This is a genomic window from Aeromonas sp. 600774, from assembly GCF_049175075.1.
GTDB lineage: Bacteria > Pseudomonadota > Gammaproteobacteria > Enterobacterales > Aeromonadaceae > Aeromonas > Aeromonas veronii_A.
In genome coordinates this window covers 150442-163778 of sequence record NZ_JAAKUJ010000013.1, presented here as the reverse complement: position 1 = coordinate 163778, position 13337 = coordinate 150442, and the positions used below count along the sequence as shown (strand labels likewise).

Genomic DNA, 13337 nt, shown 5'->3' with positions numbered 1-13337 from the left:
AATTGTTTTTGATGCTCGATGCTGTGAGTGCCCACACAGATTGCTTGATTCAAATTGTTAAAGAGCGACGCAACAGTGTGTTGCTGCGGGAGTGGAATTCTACTCAACCGCCTTCTCGAGTCAAGCCTTATTTGCAAAGGCTTTTCGAGGTTACCGACCCGGTTGTTTGCGTTGCCGCTTGCCGTGTCGATGGAGGCGCATTATAGGGAGTGAATTCGTTCTGGCAACCCCTCTCCTGCAATAAAATTGCAAAAAAGGGCACTTTTTTAGTTATTCATCTCCAGCCACAGCTTTTATACAAACTTATCCACAGAAATAGCCTTCCGGTTGTTAGAATGGCCGAAAACAAGGAGGCCAAGATGGACTTACGACTGAGACCTTACAAGGGAAAACGCCCGCAATTGGGCAAGCGGGTATATGTAGACCCCTGCGCGACATTGGTGGGCGATATCGAGCTAGCCGACGATACTCGAATGAAATGAACAGACAATTCACCATTTCGCCAGGTTCAGGAACAACTCTTACTTCCTACATAGAAGAAGTTGAATAATGAGTTGAGGCAGTTGAGGCAGTTGAGGCAGTTGAGGCAGTTGAGGCAGTTGAGGCAGTTGAGGCAGTTGAGGCAGTTGAGGCAGTATCAAAATCTCTTAAAAGAAAAGCCGGGACAAGCCCGGCTTTTTCTTTATCACTCAGCAGCTGCTTCAGCAGCGGCCGGGCGGTCTACCAGCTCAATATAAGCCATAGGGGCGTTGTCGCCAGCACGGAAACCGCATTTCAGAATGCGAGTATAACCGCCGGCGCGCTCCAGGTAGCGCGGGCCCAGTTCATTGAACAGCTTAGCCACGATCGCGTTATCGCGAGTGCGGGCAAATGCCAGACGACGATTAGCAACGCTATCAGTCTTGGCAAGGGTGATCAGCGGTTCAACTACACGACGCAGCTCTTTTGCCTTAGGCAGAGTCGTCTTGATGATCTCATGACGAACCAGGGAGCTGGCCATGTTGCGGAACATAGCCTGACGATGGCTGCTGTTCCGGTTCAGTTGACGACCACTCAAACGATGGCGCATGACCTTATCCTTCTAACTAAATCTGTGAAACCCGTAATCTGGATTACTCGTCAGCGATGCTGGCGGGCGGCCAGTTCTCAAGGCGCATGCCAAGAGACAGACCACGGGAGGCCAACACGTCCTTGATCTCAGTCAGGGACTTCTTACCGAGGTTAGGAGTTTTAAGCAACTCAACTTCGGTACGCTGTACCAGATCACCAATATAGTGGATAGCTTCTGCCTTCAGACAGTTCGCAGAACGAACTGTCAGCTCCAAATCATCGACAGGACGCAGCAGAATCGGATCAAACTCGGGTTTCTCTTCTTTCTTCTCGGGCACGCTGACATCGCGCAGATCCACGAAGGCTTCCAGTTGCTCAGCCAAGATAGTGGCAGAACGACGGATGGCTTCTTCAGGATCCAGAGTACCATTGGTCTCCATGTCGATAACCAGCTTGTCCAAGTCGGTACGCTGTTCCACACGTGCTGCCTCAACATTGTAGGCAATACGAACGATGGGGCTGAACGCAGAGTCCAGCAGCAGGCGACCAATAGGACGCTCTTCATCATCGTTGTGAACACGAGCAGAAGCAGGCACATAACCACGACCGCGCTGAACTTTCAGGCGCATGCTGATTTCAGCATTGGCACCAGTCAGGTGGCAGATTACGTGCTCCGGGTTTACGATCTCGACTTCATCACCGTGAGTGATATCACCTGCGGTAACGGGGCCTGTTCCAGACTTGGTCAGGGACAGAGTTACCTCGTCCTTGCCTTCCAGCTTCACAGCGATACCTTTCAGGTTGAGCAGGATTTCAAGAATGTCTTCCTGTACACCTTCTTTGCTGCTGTACTCATGCAGTACACCGTCAATTTCGACTTCAGTAACTGCACAACCGGGCATAGAAGACAGCAAAATACGACGCAGGGCGTTACCCAGCGTGTGACCAAAGCCACGCTCAAGTGGCTCAAGAGTCACTTTCGCATGAGTCGGGCTAACTTGCTCGATGTCAACTAGCCGCGGTTTAAGAAAATCTGTTACAGAACCCAGCATTGTGTCCTCTCTTTAGAAGCTAGCTTTACTTGGAGTAAAGCTCGACGATCAGCTGTTCGTTAATGTCGGCAGACAGGTCGGAACGCTCCGGCAGGCGCTTGAAGGCACCTTCCATTTTAGCGGCATCAACCTCTACCCAAGTCGGCTTCTCGCGCTGACCAGCAACCTCAAGGGCAGCTTTGATACGCGCTTGCTTCTTAGCCTTCTCACGAACGCAGATCACGTCCTCAGGGGAAACCTGGAAAGAAGGAATGTTCACAACGCGGCCGTTTACCATGATGGCCTTATGGCTCACCAGCTGACGAGATTCAGCGCGGGTAGCACCGAAGCCCATGCGGTATACGACGTTGTCCAGACGACCTTCCAGCAGCTGCAACAGGTTTTCACCGGTGTTACCCTTTTGACGGGCAGCGTCGCGGTAGTAGTTGCGGAACTGTTTTTCCAATACGCCGTAAATACGACGAACTTTTTGTTTCTCGCGCAGTTGTACACCGTAGTCGGACAGGCGGGGCTTACGAGCGCCGTGCTGACCAGGAGCGGTGTCAATCTTGCACTTAGAATCAATCGCGCGAACACCAGACTTCAGGAAGAGGTCTGTGCCCTCACGACGGCTAAGCTTAAGCTTAGGACCGATATATCTTGCCATCTTCTTTCTCCAACAATCCTAGACCAAGTAGCTACCAGCGTTACACGCGGCGCTTCTTGGGAGGACGACAACCGTTGTGCGGGATCGGAGTCACATCAGTAATGTTAGTGATGCGGAAACCAGCCGCGTTCAGGGCGCGGATGGAAGACTCACGACCGGGACCCGGACCTTTGACCATGACTTCCAGGTTCTTGACGCCATATTCTTTGGCCATCTCACCAGCGCGTTCAGCAGCTACCTGAGCAGCGAACGGGGTGGACTTACGAGAACCACGGAAACCGGAACCACCAGAAGTAGCCCAAGACAGAGCGTTGCCCTGACGGTCAGTAATGGTCACGATTGTGTTGTTGAAAGATGCATGAACGTGCGCAATACCGTCGCTCACTTGCTTTTTAACGCGCTTGCGAGCACGAGTCGGAGTTTTAGCCATTTTCTACCTTCCCGTTACTTCTTGATAGCCTTGCGCGGACCCTTACGGGTACGAGCGTTGGTCTTGGTACGTTGACCACGAACAGGCAGGCTACGACGGTGACGCAAACCACGGTAGCAACCCAGATCCATCAAACGCTTGATGTTCATGGAAATCTGACGACGCAGGTCACCTTCAACGGTGAATTTACCTACTTGTTCACGCAGACTCTCGATCTGAGCTTCGTCCAGGTCTTTAATTTTCACATTCTCAGCGATACCGGCTGCGGCACAGATGGCCTTGGAGCGGGTACGACCGACGCCATAAATAGCAGTCAAAGCGATGACTGCATGCTTATGGTCAGGAATGTTAATGCCAGCGATACGGGCCACTATTCACTCCTACATATAGTAGATTACGACCACCACAAAGCCCGTGAGCGGATACGTGGCGGTCAACCAATACACAACAAAAGTTGGCTGGCTATAGTAGCCAGCACAACTATTTGTTGCAAGTACTAACCGTAAAAAATTAGCCTTGGCGCTGTTTATGCTTTGGCTCGCTGCAAATCACACGCACCACACCGTGACGCTTGATGATTTTGCAGTTACGGCAGATTGCCTTAACGGAAGCACGAACTTTCATTGCTTAACTCCGTAACTACGCCGACCTTTAGCGGCCGTAGCCCTTCAGGTTGGCCTTCCTCAGGACGTCACCATATTGATGAGACATCATATGGGTTTGTACCTGAGCCATGAAGTCCATGATAACCACCACAATAATCAGCAGCGAAGTGCCACCGAAGTAGAACTGTACGTTCCAGGCAGTCATCAGGAACTGGGGTACCAGACAGATAAAGGTTATATAGAGCGCACCTGCCAATGTCAGGCGAGTCATAACCTTATCGATATAACGTGCTGTCTGCTCGCCCGGGCGGATCCCCGGGATAAAGGCTCCACTCTTCTTCAGGTTATCTGCTGTCTCGCGGGGGTTGAACACCAGCGCGGTATAGAAGAAACAGAAAAAGATAATGGCTGCTGCATACAGCATCTCGTAAAGCGGCTGACCCGGCTGCAGGACCATAGAGACCTGTTGCAGGATATCAGCGACTTTACCCTCACCCTGACCAAACCAGGAGGTAATGGTCCCCGGGAAGAGGATGATACTGGATGCGAAAATCGCAGGAATCACACCAGCCATATTCACTTTCAACGGCAGGTGTGTGCTTTGCGCAGCAAATACCTGGCGGCCTTGTTGACGCTTGGCATAGTTAACGACGATACGACGCTGACCACGCTCCACGAACACCACAAAGTAAGTCACTGCGAAAACAATCAAGCCCAGCAACAACAACAGCAGGATGTGCAATTCCCCTTGACGTGCCTGTTCGGCCGTAGCGCCAATGGCATGCGGCAGACCAGCAACGATACCTGTGAAAATAATCAACGAGATACCATTACCAATCCCACGCTCGGTAATCTGCTCACCCAACCACATCAAGAACATGGTACCGGTGACCAGACTCACAACCGCTGTGAAATAGAAGCCCAAACCCGGATGAGTCACGAGTCCTTGCATCATATTCGGCAGACCGGTTGCAATACCAATGGCCTGGAAAGTTCCCAAAACCAGCGTGCCCCAACGGGTATATTGGCTAATCTTGCGACGGCCGGATTCACCCTCTTTCTTGAGTTCAGCAAGAGCAGGATGAACCACTGTCAGCAGCTGGATAATGATCGACGCCGAAATGTACGGCATGATCCCCAACGCAAGAATAGAAGCACGCGATAGTGCACCACCACTGAACATGTTGAACATCTCAATGATGGTGCCCTTCTGTTGCTGGAACAACTCGGCCAGTACGGCGGCGTCAATACCAGGAATCGGCACATAAGAGCCTGCACGGAAAACGATAATCGCCCCGAGAACGAAGAGCAGACGGCTCTTTAGTTCACTCAGACCACCCTGTGCTTTAACATCCAATCCTGGTTTCTTAGCCATTGTACTGATTATTCCTCGATTTTACCGCCAGCGGCCTCGATGGCTGCACGTGCACCTTTGGTGACGGACAGACCACGAACGGTCACAGCACGGTCAATGTTGCCAGACAGAACAACTTTAGCGAACACGATGTTCTTGGTCAGAACGCCGGCTTGCTTCAGAGTGCTCACGTCGACTACATCACCTTCTACCAGGGCGATTTCGTTCAGGCGCACTTCGGCAGATACCAAAGATTTGCGAGAGAAGAAACCGAACTTCGGCAGACGGATTTTCAAAGGCATCTGGCCGCCTTCGAAACCGTTGCGGACTTTACCGCCACCGGAACGAGAGGTTTGACCTTTAACACCACGACCACCGGTCTTGCCCAGACCAGAACCGATACCACGGCCCGGACGGTGCTTAACGCGCTTGGAACCAGCGGCCGGAGACAGAGTATTCAGACGCATGCTTAGCCCTCCACCTTAACCATGTAATAAACCTGGTTGATCATACCACGTACGCAAGGAGTATCTTCCAGCTCAACGGTGTGACCAATGCGACGCAGACCCAGACCACGCAGAGTCGCCTTGTGCTTTGGCAGACGGCCGATAGAGCTGCGAGTTTGAGTTACTTTTACAGTGTTAGCCATGTCGCATTACCCCAGAATTTCTTCAACGCGCAGACCACGCTTGGCAGCGATCTGTTCCGGTGACTGACCGTGAACCAGAGCGTCTACAGTTGCGCGAACAACGTTGATTGGGTTGGTGGAACCGTAGGTCTTAGCCAGCACGTTGTGGATACCAGCAACTTCCAGAACGGCACGCATGGCGCCGCCTGCGATGATACCAGTACCTTGAGAGGCCGGCTTCATGAACACGGTGGAACCGGAGTGAACACCTTTCACCGGGTGGTGCAGGGTGCCGTTGTTCAGTTCAACCTTGTTCAGGTTACGCTTGGCCTGTTCCATTGCTTTTTGAATAGCAGCCGGAACTTCACGGGCTTTACCGTAACCGTAACCTACACGGCCGTTACCATCACCCACCACGGTCAACGCGGTGAAGGACATGATACGACCACCTTTAACAGTTTTCGAAACACGGTTTACTGCAATGAGCTTTTCTTGCAGTTCGCCGGCTTGAGATTCGACTTTAGCCATCTTCGACTCCTAGCTTAGAACTGAAGACCAGCGTCACGTGCGGCAGCTGCCAGGGCAGCGATGCGACCGTGATACTTGAAACCGGAACGATCGAAAGATACGTTCTGAACGCCTTTGGCAATAGCACGCTCAGCGATAGCTTTACCTACAGCGGTAGCCGCATCTGCGTTACCGGTGTATTTCAGAGCTTCACTGATGGCTTTCTCTACTGTGGAAGCAGAGGCCAGAACTTCGGAACCGTTGGCTGCAATAACCTGCGCATAGATATGACGCGGGGTACGGTGAACAACCAGACGGGTAGCTCCCAGTTCCTGCATCTTTTTCCGAGCACGAGTAGCACGACGGAGACGAGCTGCTTTCTTGTCCATAGTGTTACCTTACTTCTTCTTAGCTTCTTTAGTACGCACTTGCTCGTTGGCATAGCGTACACCCTTGCCCTTGTAGGGCTCCGGAGCGCGGTAAGCACGGATATCGGCGGCGACTTGGCCAACCAGCTGCTTGTCGACACCACGCAGAACGATTTCTGTGGCAGTCGGGCACTCAGCGGTCACACCAGCCGGCAGCGCATGCTCTACCGGGTGAGAGAAGCCCAGAGCCAGCGCAACAGCATTGCCCTTGATGGAGGCTTTATAACCTACACCAACCAGCTGCAGCTTGCGCTCGAAGCCTTGGGTAACACCGATTACCATGTTGTTGACCAATGCACGGGCAGTACCGGCCTGAGCGTCAGCACCAGCGATGCCGTCGCGCGGGGCGAACTTCAGTACATTGTCTTCTTTGGTCACTTCTACACCGGCGTGAATAGAGCGAACCAGGGAACCTTTACCACCTTTGATGGACAGTTCCTGGCCGTTCAGAGTCACCTCTACGCCAGCAGGAATAGTGACGGGTGCCTTAGCAACACGAGACATTTCCTACCTCCTATTAAGCGACGTAGCAGATGATCTCACCGCCCATGCTTGCTTTACGGGCAGCACGGTCAGTCATCACACCTTTAGACGTGGACACGATAGCAACACCGAGACCGCCCATAACTTTCGGCAGATCAGTAGTGCGCTTGTAAATACGCAGGCCGGGACGGCTCACGCGTTGGATCAGTTCTACAACTGGCTTGCCCTGGAAATATTTCAGTTCAATTTCCAGTTCCGGCTTCACCTCACCAGCTACGGAGTAGCCAGCGATGTAACCTTCTTCTTTCAGCACTTTGGCGATAGCCACTTTCAGCTTGGAAGAAGGCATGGAAACCGCAACTTTGCTCGCCGCCTGACCGTTACGGATGCGGGTCAGCATGTCCGCGATCGGATCTTGCATGCTCATAAGTCTAACTCCCGAGATTCGTTACCAAGAAGCCTTCTTCAGGCCCGGAATTTCGCCCTTCATGGCATGCTCACGCACCTTGATGCGAGACAGGCCAAACTTGCGCAGGAAACCGTGCGGACGACCAGTAATATTGCAACGGTTACGCTGGCGGGACGGACTGGAATCACGGGGCAGCTGTTGCAGTTGCAGTACAGCATCCCAACGCGCTTCTTCAGAAGCGTTCATGTCAACGATGATAGCTTTCAGCTCGGCACGCTTGGTCGCGTACTTGGCTACCAGCTTGGCACGCTTTGCTTCGCGCGCTTTCATGGATGTTTTAGCCATAACCCTAACCTTACTTGCGGAATGGGAAGTTAAAGGCAGCCAGCAGAGCACGGCCTTCTTCATCGGTATTCGCGGAAGTGGTGATGGTGATATCCAGACCACGGACGCGATCGACTTTGTCATAGTCGATTTCCGGGAAGATGATCTGCTCACGCACGCCCATGGAGTAGTTACCACGACCGTCGAACGCTTTAGCGTTCAGGCCACGGAAGTCACGGATACGCGGTACGGAGATGCAGATCAGCCGTTCCAGGAACTCCCACATACGCTCGCCACGCAGGGTTACTTTACAACCTATCGGGTAGCCTTCACGAATCTTGAAGCCCGCAACAGATTTGCGAGCTTTGGTGATCAGCGGCTTCTGACCGGAAATGGCAGCCATATCGGCAGCAGCATTTTCCAGCAACTTCTTGTCAGAGATCGCTTCACCAACACCCATGTTCAGGGTGATTTTCTCGATCCGAGGGACTTGCATGATAGTCTTGTAACCGAACTGCTTTGACAGTTCATTTACTACATCGGATTTGTAGTAATCATGCAGTTTCGCCATCGTTAAACTCCAATTACTTCACAAGTTCGCCGGTGGATTTGAAGAAACGAACTTTTTTGCCGTCTTCAATCCGGAAACCAACGCGGTCAGCTTTGCCAGTGGCAGAGTTGAACAGCGCTACGTTTGATACATCGATGGGGGCTTCTTTGGTGACGATACCGCCAGCCTGACCCAGTGCGGGTACCGGCTTCTGGTGTTTCTTCACCTGATTGATGCCTTCCACGATTACCTTACCTTTAGCAATCAGAACCTGAGTGACTTTGCCACGCTTGCCCTTGTCTTTGCCGGTAAGAACAATCACTTCGTCTTCGCGACGGATTTTAGCTGCCATCGTTCGACTCCTTACAGTACTTCGGGTGCCAGGGACACAATCTTCATGAACTTCTCATTACGCAGTTCACGGGTCACCGGGCCAAAAATACGAGTACCGATTGGCTGTTGGTTGTTGTTAAGCAACACAGCCGCATTGTTGTCGAAACGGATGACAGAGCCGTCCGGACGACGAACGCCTTTACGGGTGCGTACGACCACCGCGTTATACACATCACCTTTCTTCACTTTACCGCGAGGAATGGCTTCCTTGATGGAAACCTTGATGATGTCGCCGATGCCGGCGTAACGGCGGTGCGAGCCACCCAGAACCTTAATACACATTACACTGCGAGCGCCGGAGTTGTCGGCAACACCCAGCATACTTTGCATCTGGATCATCTTAGTGCTCCGCTTTGTTTACTTCTTATCCCTAATGGGATCTGGCTGCCTTCAAAAGGCGCGAAACTATAACACAGGATTTTCAGAAAAGGTAGCCTAAAAAACAAACGGCCCCTGAAAGGGGCCGCTTGGACTACAAAGTACCGATTAGGCCTTTTCTACAACGGCAACCAGGGTCCAGGACTTGGTCTTGGACAGCGGGCGGCATTCGCGGATTTCCACGAGGTCGCCAGCTTTGCATTCGTTGTTTTCGTCATGCACGTGCAGCTTGGTAGTGCGCTTGATGATCTTACCGTAGATCGGGTGCTTTACCTTGCGCTCGATAGCAACAGTGATGGACTTGTCCATCTTGTCGCTGATTACACGACCTTGCAGAGTACGGATCTTGTCAGTCATTACGCACCTGCCTTCTCAGTCAGTACAGTCTTGATACGTGCGACGTCACGACGCACTTGTTTCAGAGTGTGAGTCTGAGCCAGCTGGCCGGTGGACGCTTGCATGCGCATGTTGAATTGCTCACGCAGCAGGCCCAGCAGCTCCTGGTTCAGTTCTTCGACGCTCTTTTGACGCAGATCTTGGGCTTTCATCACATCACCGTCTTAATTACGAAAGTGGTCTGAACAGACAGCTTAGCTGCGGCCAGGGCAAACGCTTCACGCGCCAGAGCCTCAGGTACACCGTCCATCTCGTACAGAACCTTGCCAGGCTGGATCGGGCAAACCCAGTATTCCACGTTACCCTTACCTTTACCCATACGAACTTCGAGGGGCTTTTCGGTGATGGGCTTGTCCGGGAACACACGGATCCAGATCTTACCTTGACGCTTAACGTGACGGGTCATGGCACGACGGGCTGCTTCGATTTGACGAGCAGTCAGTTGACCACGGGATGTCGCCTTCAGGCCAAAGGTACCGAAGGATACTTCGTTACCAGAGGTGGCCAGACCGCGGTTACGACCCTTGTGGGTCTTGCGGAATTTAGTACGCTTAGGTTGCAACATTTACCGAATCTCCTTACTTAGCAGCGCGGCGCTTGTTGTCACGCTTGGGCTTTGCAGGAGCTTGCTCTTGAGCAGCGGCAGCGTTAACAGCAGCCAGACCGCCCAGAACTTCGCCCTTGAAGATCCAAACTTTAACGCCGATCACACCGTAAGTGGTGTGGGCTTCAGAAGTTGCGTAGTCGATGTCGGCACGCAGGGTGTGCAACGGCACACGACCTTCACGGTACCATTCGGTACGCGCAATTTCAGCGCCGCCCAGACGACCGGAAACTTCCACTTTGATGCCCTTGGCACCCAGGCGCATTGCGTTCTGTACGGCGCGCTTCATAGCACGACGGAACATTACACGACGCTCCAGCTGGGAAGTGATGCTGTCGGCAACGAGTTTGCCATCCAGCTCCGGCTTGCGGACTTCGGAAATGTTGATCTGAGCAGGCACGCCAGCAATAGTGGCTACAGCTTTGCGCAGCTTCTCAACGTCTTCGCCTTTCTTACCGATTACAACACCCGGACGAGCGGTGTGAATGGTCACACGGATGCTCTTGGCCGGACGCTCAATGGTGATCTTGGACAAGGACGCGTTTTTCAGTTCCTTGGTCAGGAACTGGCGTACTTGAAAATCGCTGTACAGGTTGTCAGCGAAGTCTTTGGTGTTCGCGAACCAGGTAGAATTCCAAGGCTTGGTAATACCCAGGCGAATGCCATTAGGATGTACTTTCTGACCCATTGCTTATCTCCCAGCCTTAGCGTCGGATACCACTACAGTGATGTGAGCGGTACGCTTGAGGATACGATCCGCACGACCTTTGGCACGCGGACGGATGCGCTTCATGGAGGGACCTTCGTCGACCATGATAGTAGCAACACGCAGCGCGTCGATATCGGCGCCTTCGTTGTGCTCAGCGTTTGCAATGGCAGATTCCAGCACTTTCTTAACCAGCACTGCAGCCTTTTTCGGGCTGAAGGTCAGGATATTCAGAGCCTTGTCTACGGACAGACCACGTACTTGATCGGCTACCAGACGAGCTTTCTGGGCAGAAGTACGGGCATAACGGTGTTTAGCGATAGCTTCCATCATTTATCCCTTAGCGCTTCTTAGCCTTCTTATCAGCAGCATGGCCGCGATAAGTACGAGTCGGTGCGAATTCACCCAGTTTGTGACCGATCATTTCTTCGGTAACGAAAACCGGAACGTGCTGACGACCATTATGGACAGCGATGGTCAAACCGATCATGTTCGGGATGATCATTGAACGACGGGACCAGGTTTTAACCGGCTTTTTATCCCCGCTTTCCACCGCTTTCTCTACCTTCTTCAGCAAGTGCAGGTCAATAAATGGACCCTTCTTGAGAGAACGTGGCATGGTGATTCCTCTATGTTAACAATTACTTGTTACGACGACGTACGATGTACTTGTCGGTACGCTTGTTCTTACGGGTCTTGAAGCCTTTAGCCTTCTGGCCCCATGGGGACACAGGCTGCATGCCCTTGTTACGACCCTCACCACCACCGTGCGGGTGATCAACCGGGTTCATCGCCATACCGCGAACGGTCGGACGAATACCACGCCAGCGGTTTGCACCGGCTTTACCCAGTTGACGCAACATGTGCTCGGAGTTACCGACTTCACCGATGGTAGCGCGGCACTCGGCCAGAACTTTACGTACTTCGCCGGAACGCAGACGCAGAGTTACATAGTTACCTTCACGAGCCAGGATCTGGATGAAAGTACCAGCGGAACGAGCCAGCTGGGCACCTTTGCCAGGCTTCATCTCTACAGCGTGAACGGTAGAACCAACCGGGATGTTGCGCATCGGCAGGGCGTTACCTACCTTGATGGCTGCATCAGCACCAGAAGCGATCGCATCACCAGCTTTCAGGCCTTTCGGAGCTAGGATGTAACGACGCTCACCGTCTGCATACACCACCAGAGCGATGTTAGCGGTACGGTTCGGATCGTATTCCAGACGCTCTACTTTAGCCGGAATACCGTCTTTGTCGCGCTTGAAGTCGACGATACGGTAGTGCTGCTTGTGACCACCACCGATATGACGGGTAGTGATGCGGCCGTTGTTGTTACGACCACCGGACTTGCTTTTGCTGTCCAGCAGAGCGGCGAAGGGCTTGCCCTTGTACAGCTCTTGATTGACGATCTTGACGACGTGGCGGCGGCCCGGAGAAGTAGGCTTGCACTTAACGATTGCCATTTTTGAGAACTCCTCTTACTCGGCTGCGCCCATGAAGTCGATGTCCTGACCAGCTTTCAGGGTCACATAGGCCTTTTTCCAATCGGAACGACGGCCTACGCGTGCACCTGCGCGCTTGGTCTTACCCTTCATGTTCAGGGTACGGACGGTCTCAACTTCGACCTCGAACAGTTTCGCAACTGCAGCTTTGACTTCCGCCTTGGTGGCATCAACAGCAACTTTGAACACGATAGTGTTCTGCTTTTCTGCGACCATGGTGCTCTTTTCAGAGATGTGCGGAGCCTTCAGAACTTTCAGCAGACGCTCTTCACGGATCATGCCAGCATCTCCTCGATTTGCTTAACTGCGTCAGCAGTCATCAGAACCTTGTCGAAAGCGATCAGGCTGACCGGGTCGATACCGGCAACGTCACGCACGTCAACTTTGTACAGGTTGCGAGCAGCCAGGAACAGGTTCTCATCGACTTCAGCAGTCACGATCAGAACGTCAGTCAGTTCCATTTCTTTCAGCTTGGCGATCAGTTCTTTGGTCTTCGGAGCTTCGATGCCGAACTTCTCAACAACGATCAGGCGCTCTTGACGTACCAGCTCGGACAGAATGCTACGGATAGCGCCGCGGTACATCTTCTTGTTTACTTTCTGGCTGTGATCTTGCGGCTTAGCAGCAAAAGTCACACCACCGGAACGCCAAATGGGCGAACGGATGGAGCCAGCACGGGCACGACCAGTACCCTTCTGACGCCACGGCTTTTTGCCGCCACCAGACACTTCAGAGCGAGTCAGCTGCGCACGAGTACCCTGACGGGCACCAGCGGCATAAGCAACGACAACCTGGTGAACCAGAGCTTCGTTGAATTCGCGCCCGAAGGTAGTCTCGGAAACTTCAAGAGCGCTCTTGGCGTCTTTCATTACCAATTCCATTACTATCTCCT

The 13337-nt window shown here is 52.8% G+C and carries 27 protein-coding genes and 1 pseudogene; 2 read left to right on the top strand and 26 right to left on the bottom strand.

The window, feature by feature from the left end:
* The coding region (locus tag G5171_RS15565; RefSeq protein ID WP_421260398.1) for a hypothetical protein at positions 1–206 on the top strand (206 nt) is incomplete at its 5' end.
* Positions 207–359: 153 nt separating this feature from the next.
* Positions 360–467, top strand: a pseudogene (locus tag G5171_RS15560) (gamma carbonic anhydrase family protein); the annotation flags it as partial.
* Between the two features lie 218 nt (positions 468–685).
* On the opposite strand, the gene rplQ reads toward G5171_RS15560, so the two are convergent.
* From rplQ to rplD, 26 genes are all read right to left on the bottom strand, one after another.
* The gene (gene rplQ, locus G5171_RS15555; RefSeq protein WP_005307999.1) at positions 686–1069 is read right to left on the bottom strand and encodes a 50S ribosomal protein L17; all 384 of its coding nucleotides are present in this window, start codon (positions 1067–1069) and stop codon (positions 686–688) included.
* Between the two features lie 43 nt (positions 1070–1112).
* Positions 1113–2102, bottom strand: a complete 990-nt coding sequence (locus tag G5171_RS15550) for a DNA-directed RNA polymerase subunit alpha (RefSeq protein ID WP_005307997.1) — start codon at positions 2100–2102, stop codon at positions 1113–1115.
* Positions 2103–2127: 25 nt separating this feature from the next.
* On the bottom strand, positions 2128–2748 hold the full coding sequence (gene rpsD, locus G5171_RS15545; RefSeq protein ID WP_005342696.1) for a 30S ribosomal protein S4: 621 nt from the start codon (positions 2746–2748) through the stop codon (positions 2128–2130).
* A gap of 40 nt (positions 2749–2788) precedes the next feature.
* Positions 2789–3178, bottom strand: a complete 390-nt coding sequence (gene rpsK, locus G5171_RS15540) for a 30S ribosomal protein S11 (RefSeq protein ID WP_005307993.1) — start codon at positions 3176–3178, stop codon at positions 2789–2791.
* Positions 3179–3192: 14 nt separating this feature from the next.
* Complete coding sequence (rpsM, locus tag G5171_RS15535) at positions 3193–3549, bottom strand: 30S ribosomal protein S13 (protein WP_005307991.1); 357 nt, start codon at positions 3547–3549, stop codon at positions 3193–3195.
* 139 nt (positions 3550–3688) lie between these two features.
* Positions 3689–3802, bottom strand: coding sequence for a 50S ribosomal protein L36 (gene rpmJ, locus G5171_RS15530; RefSeq protein ID WP_005319705.1), 114 nt, complete (start codon positions 3800–3802; stop codon positions 3689–3691).
* A 27-nt stretch (positions 3803–3829) separates the two neighbouring features.
* Positions 3830–5158: a preprotein translocase subunit SecY gene (gene secY, locus G5171_RS15525; protein ID WP_005307989.1), complete on the bottom strand. Its 1329-nt coding sequence runs from the start codon at positions 5156–5158 to the stop codon at positions 3830–3832.
* A gap of 8 nt (positions 5159–5166) precedes the next feature.
* Positions 5167–5604 (bottom strand): 50S ribosomal protein L15, encoded by a 438-nt coding sequence (gene rplO / locus G5171_RS15520; protein WP_005342691.1) that lies wholly within the window; start codon positions 5602–5604, stop codon positions 5167–5169.
* 2 nt (positions 5605–5606) lie between these two features.
* Positions 5607–5786, bottom strand: coding sequence for a 50S ribosomal protein L30 (gene rpmD, locus G5171_RS15515; protein ID WP_005307985.1), 180 nt, complete (start codon positions 5784–5786; stop codon positions 5607–5609).
* Positions 5787–5792: 6 nt separating this feature from the next.
* Positions 5793–6293 carry a 30S ribosomal protein S5 gene (rpsE, locus tag G5171_RS15510; protein ID WP_005342686.1) on the bottom strand — a complete coding sequence of 167 codons (501 nt, stop codon included), beginning with the start codon at positions 6291–6293 and terminating at the stop codon, positions 5793–5795.
* A 14-nt stretch (positions 6294–6307) separates the two neighbouring features.
* The gene (gene rplR / locus G5171_RS15505; RefSeq protein WP_005340606.1) at positions 6308–6661 is read right to left on the bottom strand and encodes a 50S ribosomal protein L18; all 354 of its coding nucleotides are present in this window, start codon (positions 6659–6661) and stop codon (positions 6308–6310) included.
* Between the two features lie 9 nt (positions 6662–6670).
* Complete coding sequence (gene rplF / locus G5171_RS15500) at positions 6671–7204, bottom strand: 50S ribosomal protein L6 (protein ID WP_005307981.1); 534 nt, start codon at positions 7202–7204, stop codon at positions 6671–6673.
* Between the two features lie 13 nt (positions 7205–7217).
* On the bottom strand, positions 7218–7610 hold the full coding sequence (rpsH, locus tag G5171_RS15495; RefSeq protein WP_421260397.1) for a 30S ribosomal protein S8: 393 nt from the start codon (positions 7608–7610) through the stop codon (positions 7218–7220).
* 21 nt (positions 7611–7631) lie between these two features.
* Positions 7632–7937 (bottom strand): 30S ribosomal protein S14, encoded by a 306-nt coding sequence (rpsN, locus tag G5171_RS15490; RefSeq protein ID WP_005340609.1) that lies wholly within the window; start codon positions 7935–7937, stop codon positions 7632–7634.
* Between the two features lie 10 nt (positions 7938–7947).
* Complete coding sequence (rplE, locus tag G5171_RS15485; RefSeq protein ID WP_005331162.1) at positions 7948–8487, bottom strand: 50S ribosomal protein L5; 540 nt, start codon at positions 8485–8487, stop codon at positions 7948–7950.
* A gap of 13 nt (positions 8488–8500) precedes the next feature.
* On the bottom strand, positions 8501–8818 hold the full coding sequence (gene rplX / locus G5171_RS15480; protein ID WP_005307977.1) for a 50S ribosomal protein L24: 318 nt from the start codon (positions 8816–8818) through the stop codon (positions 8501–8503).
* 11 nt (positions 8819–8829) lie between these two features.
* The gene (gene rplN, locus G5171_RS15475; RefSeq protein WP_005307975.1) at positions 8830–9198 is read right to left on the bottom strand and encodes a 50S ribosomal protein L14; all 369 of its coding nucleotides are present in this window, start codon (positions 9196–9198) and stop codon (positions 8830–8832) included.
* 147 nt (positions 9199–9345) lie between these two features.
* A complete protein-coding gene (rpsQ, locus tag G5171_RS15470) occupies positions 9346–9594 on the bottom strand; it encodes a 30S ribosomal protein S17 (protein ID WP_005307966.1) in 249 nt (82 codons plus the stop codon).
* A complete protein-coding gene (gene rpmC / locus G5171_RS15465) occupies positions 9594–9785 on the bottom strand; it encodes a 50S ribosomal protein L29 (RefSeq protein ID WP_005307965.1) in 192 nt (63 codons plus the stop codon). Before rpmC ends, rpsQ begins: the two co-directional genes overlap by 1 nt.
* Entirely contained in the window at positions 9785–10198 is a 414-nt protein-coding gene (gene rplP, locus G5171_RS15460; protein WP_005340612.1) for a 50S ribosomal protein L16, read from the bottom strand. The genes rpmC and rplP overlap by 1 nt, the downstream gene beginning before the upstream one ends.
* 13 nt (positions 10199–10211) lie before the next feature.
* The gene (rpsC, locus tag G5171_RS15455; RefSeq protein WP_005307962.1) at positions 10212–10925 is read right to left on the bottom strand and encodes a 30S ribosomal protein S3; all 714 of its coding nucleotides are present in this window, start codon (positions 10923–10925) and stop codon (positions 10212–10214) included.
* 3 nt (positions 10926–10928) lie between these two features.
* Positions 10929–11273, bottom strand: a complete 345-nt coding sequence (gene rplV, locus G5171_RS15450; protein WP_005319741.1) for a 50S ribosomal protein L22 — start codon at positions 11271–11273, stop codon at positions 10929–10931.
* Between the two features lie 10 nt (positions 11274–11283).
* Positions 11284–11562, bottom strand: a complete 279-nt coding sequence (gene rpsS / locus G5171_RS15445; protein ID WP_005307960.1) for a 30S ribosomal protein S19 — start codon at positions 11560–11562, stop codon at positions 11284–11286.
* A 22-nt stretch (positions 11563–11584) separates the two neighbouring features.
* Positions 11585–12406, bottom strand: a complete 822-nt coding sequence (gene rplB, locus G5171_RS15440) for a 50S ribosomal protein L2 (protein ID WP_005342685.1) — start codon at positions 12404–12406, stop codon at positions 11585–11587.
* A 15-nt stretch (positions 12407–12421) separates the two neighbouring features.
* Positions 12422–12724: a 50S ribosomal protein L23 gene (rplW, locus tag G5171_RS15435; protein ID WP_005307955.1), complete on the bottom strand. Its 303-nt coding sequence runs from the start codon at positions 12722–12724 to the stop codon at positions 12422–12424.
* Positions 12721–13326 (bottom strand): 50S ribosomal protein L4, encoded by a 606-nt coding sequence (gene rplD / locus G5171_RS15430; RefSeq protein ID WP_005340616.1) that lies wholly within the window; start codon positions 13324–13326, stop codon positions 12721–12723. The genes rplW and rplD overlap by 4 nt, the downstream gene beginning before the upstream one ends.
* Positions 13327–13337 lie beyond the last annotated feature (11 nt).

What these genes read in the sequence shown, in the direction of transcription:
- rplB (WP_005342685.1), bottom strand. Translation starts at nt 12,406, where the DNA reads ATGGCAATCGTTAAGTGCAAGCCTACTTCTCCGGGCCGCCGCCACGTC.
- rpsH (WP_421260397.1), bottom strand. Translation starts at nt 7,610, where the DNA reads ATGAGCATGCAAGATCCGATCGCGGACATGCTGACCCGCATCCGTAAC.
- rplD (WP_005340616.1), bottom strand. Translation starts at nt 13,326, where the DNA reads ATGGAATTGGTAATGAAAGACGCCAAGAGCGCTCTTGAAGTTTCCGAG.
- rplF (WP_005307981.1), bottom strand. Translation starts at nt 7,204, where the DNA reads ATGTCTCGTGTTGCTAAGGCACCCGTCACTATTCCTGCTGGCGTAGAG.
- G5171_RS15550 (WP_005307997.1), bottom strand. Translation starts at nt 2,102, where the DNA reads ATGCTGGGTTCTGTAACAGATTTTCTTAAACCGCGGCTAGTTGACATC.
- rpsC (WP_005307962.1), bottom strand. Translation starts at nt 10,925, where the DNA reads ATGGGTCAGAAAGTACATCCTAATGGCATTCGCCTGGGTATTACCAAG.
- rpmJ (WP_005319705.1), bottom strand. Translation starts at nt 3,802, where the DNA reads ATGAAAGTTCGTGCTTCCGTTAAGGCAATCTGCCGTAACTGCAAAATC.
- rpsE (WP_005342686.1), bottom strand. Translation starts at nt 6,293, where the DNA reads ATGGCTAAAGTCGAATCTCAAGCCGGCGAACTGCAAGAAAAGCTCATT.
- rpsN (WP_005340609.1), bottom strand. Translation starts at nt 7,937, where the DNA reads ATGGCTAAAACATCCATGAAAGCGCGCGAAGCAAAGCGTGCCAAGCTG.
- rpsD (WP_005342696.1), bottom strand. Translation starts at nt 2,748, where the DNA reads ATGGCAAGATATATCGGTCCTAAGCTTAAGCTTAGCCGTCGTGAGGGC.
- rplQ (WP_005307999.1), bottom strand. Translation starts at nt 1,069, where the DNA reads ATGCGCCATCGTTTGAGTGGTCGTCAACTGAACCGGAACAGCAGCCAT.
- rplV (WP_005319741.1), bottom strand. Translation starts at nt 11,273, where the DNA reads ATGGAAGCTATCGCTAAACACCGTTATGCCCGTACTTCTGCCCAGAAA.
- rpsS (WP_005307960.1), bottom strand. Translation starts at nt 11,562, where the DNA reads ATGCCACGTTCTCTCAAGAAGGGTCCATTTATTGACCTGCACTTGCTG.
- rpsQ (WP_005307966.1), bottom strand. Translation starts at nt 9,594, where the DNA reads ATGACTGACAAGATCCGTACTCTGCAAGGTCGTGTAATCAGCGACAAG.
- rpmD (WP_005307985.1), bottom strand. Translation starts at nt 5,786, where the DNA reads ATGGCTAACACTGTAAAAGTAACTCAAACTCGCAGCTCTATCGGCCGT.
- secY (WP_005307989.1), bottom strand. Translation starts at nt 5,158, where the DNA reads ATGGCTAAGAAACCAGGATTGGATGTTAAAGCACAGGGTGGTCTGAGT.
- rplR (WP_005340606.1), bottom strand. Translation starts at nt 6,661, where the DNA reads ATGGACAAGAAAGCAGCTCGTCTCCGTCGTGCTACTCGTGCTCGGAAA.
- rplP (WP_005340612.1), bottom strand. Translation starts at nt 10,198, where the DNA reads ATGTTGCAACCTAAGCGTACTAAATTCCGCAAGACCCACAAGGGTCGT.
- rplO (WP_005342691.1), bottom strand. Translation starts at nt 5,604, where the DNA reads ATGCGTCTGAATACTCTGTCTCCGGCCGCTGGTTCCAAGCGCGTTAAG.
- rplN (WP_005307975.1), bottom strand. Translation starts at nt 9,198, where the DNA reads ATGATCCAGATGCAAAGTATGCTGGGTGTTGCCGACAACTCCGGCGCT.
- rpsK (WP_005307993.1), bottom strand. Translation starts at nt 3,178, where the DNA reads ATGGCTAAAACTCCGACTCGTGCTCGCAAGCGCGTTAAAAAGCAAGTG.
- rpmC (WP_005307965.1), bottom strand. Translation starts at nt 9,785, where the DNA reads ATGAAAGCCCAAGATCTGCGTCAAAAGAGCGTCGAAGAACTGAACCAG.
- rplW (WP_005307955.1), bottom strand. Translation starts at nt 12,724, where the DNA reads ATGATCCGTGAAGAGCGTCTGCTGAAAGTTCTGAAGGCTCCGCACATC.
- rplE (WP_005331162.1), bottom strand. Translation starts at nt 8,487, where the DNA reads ATGGCGAAACTGCATGATTACTACAAATCCGATGTAGTAAATGAACTG.
- rplX (WP_005307977.1), bottom strand. Translation starts at nt 8,818, where the DNA reads ATGGCAGCTAAAATCCGTCGCGAAGACGAAGTGATTGTTCTTACCGGC.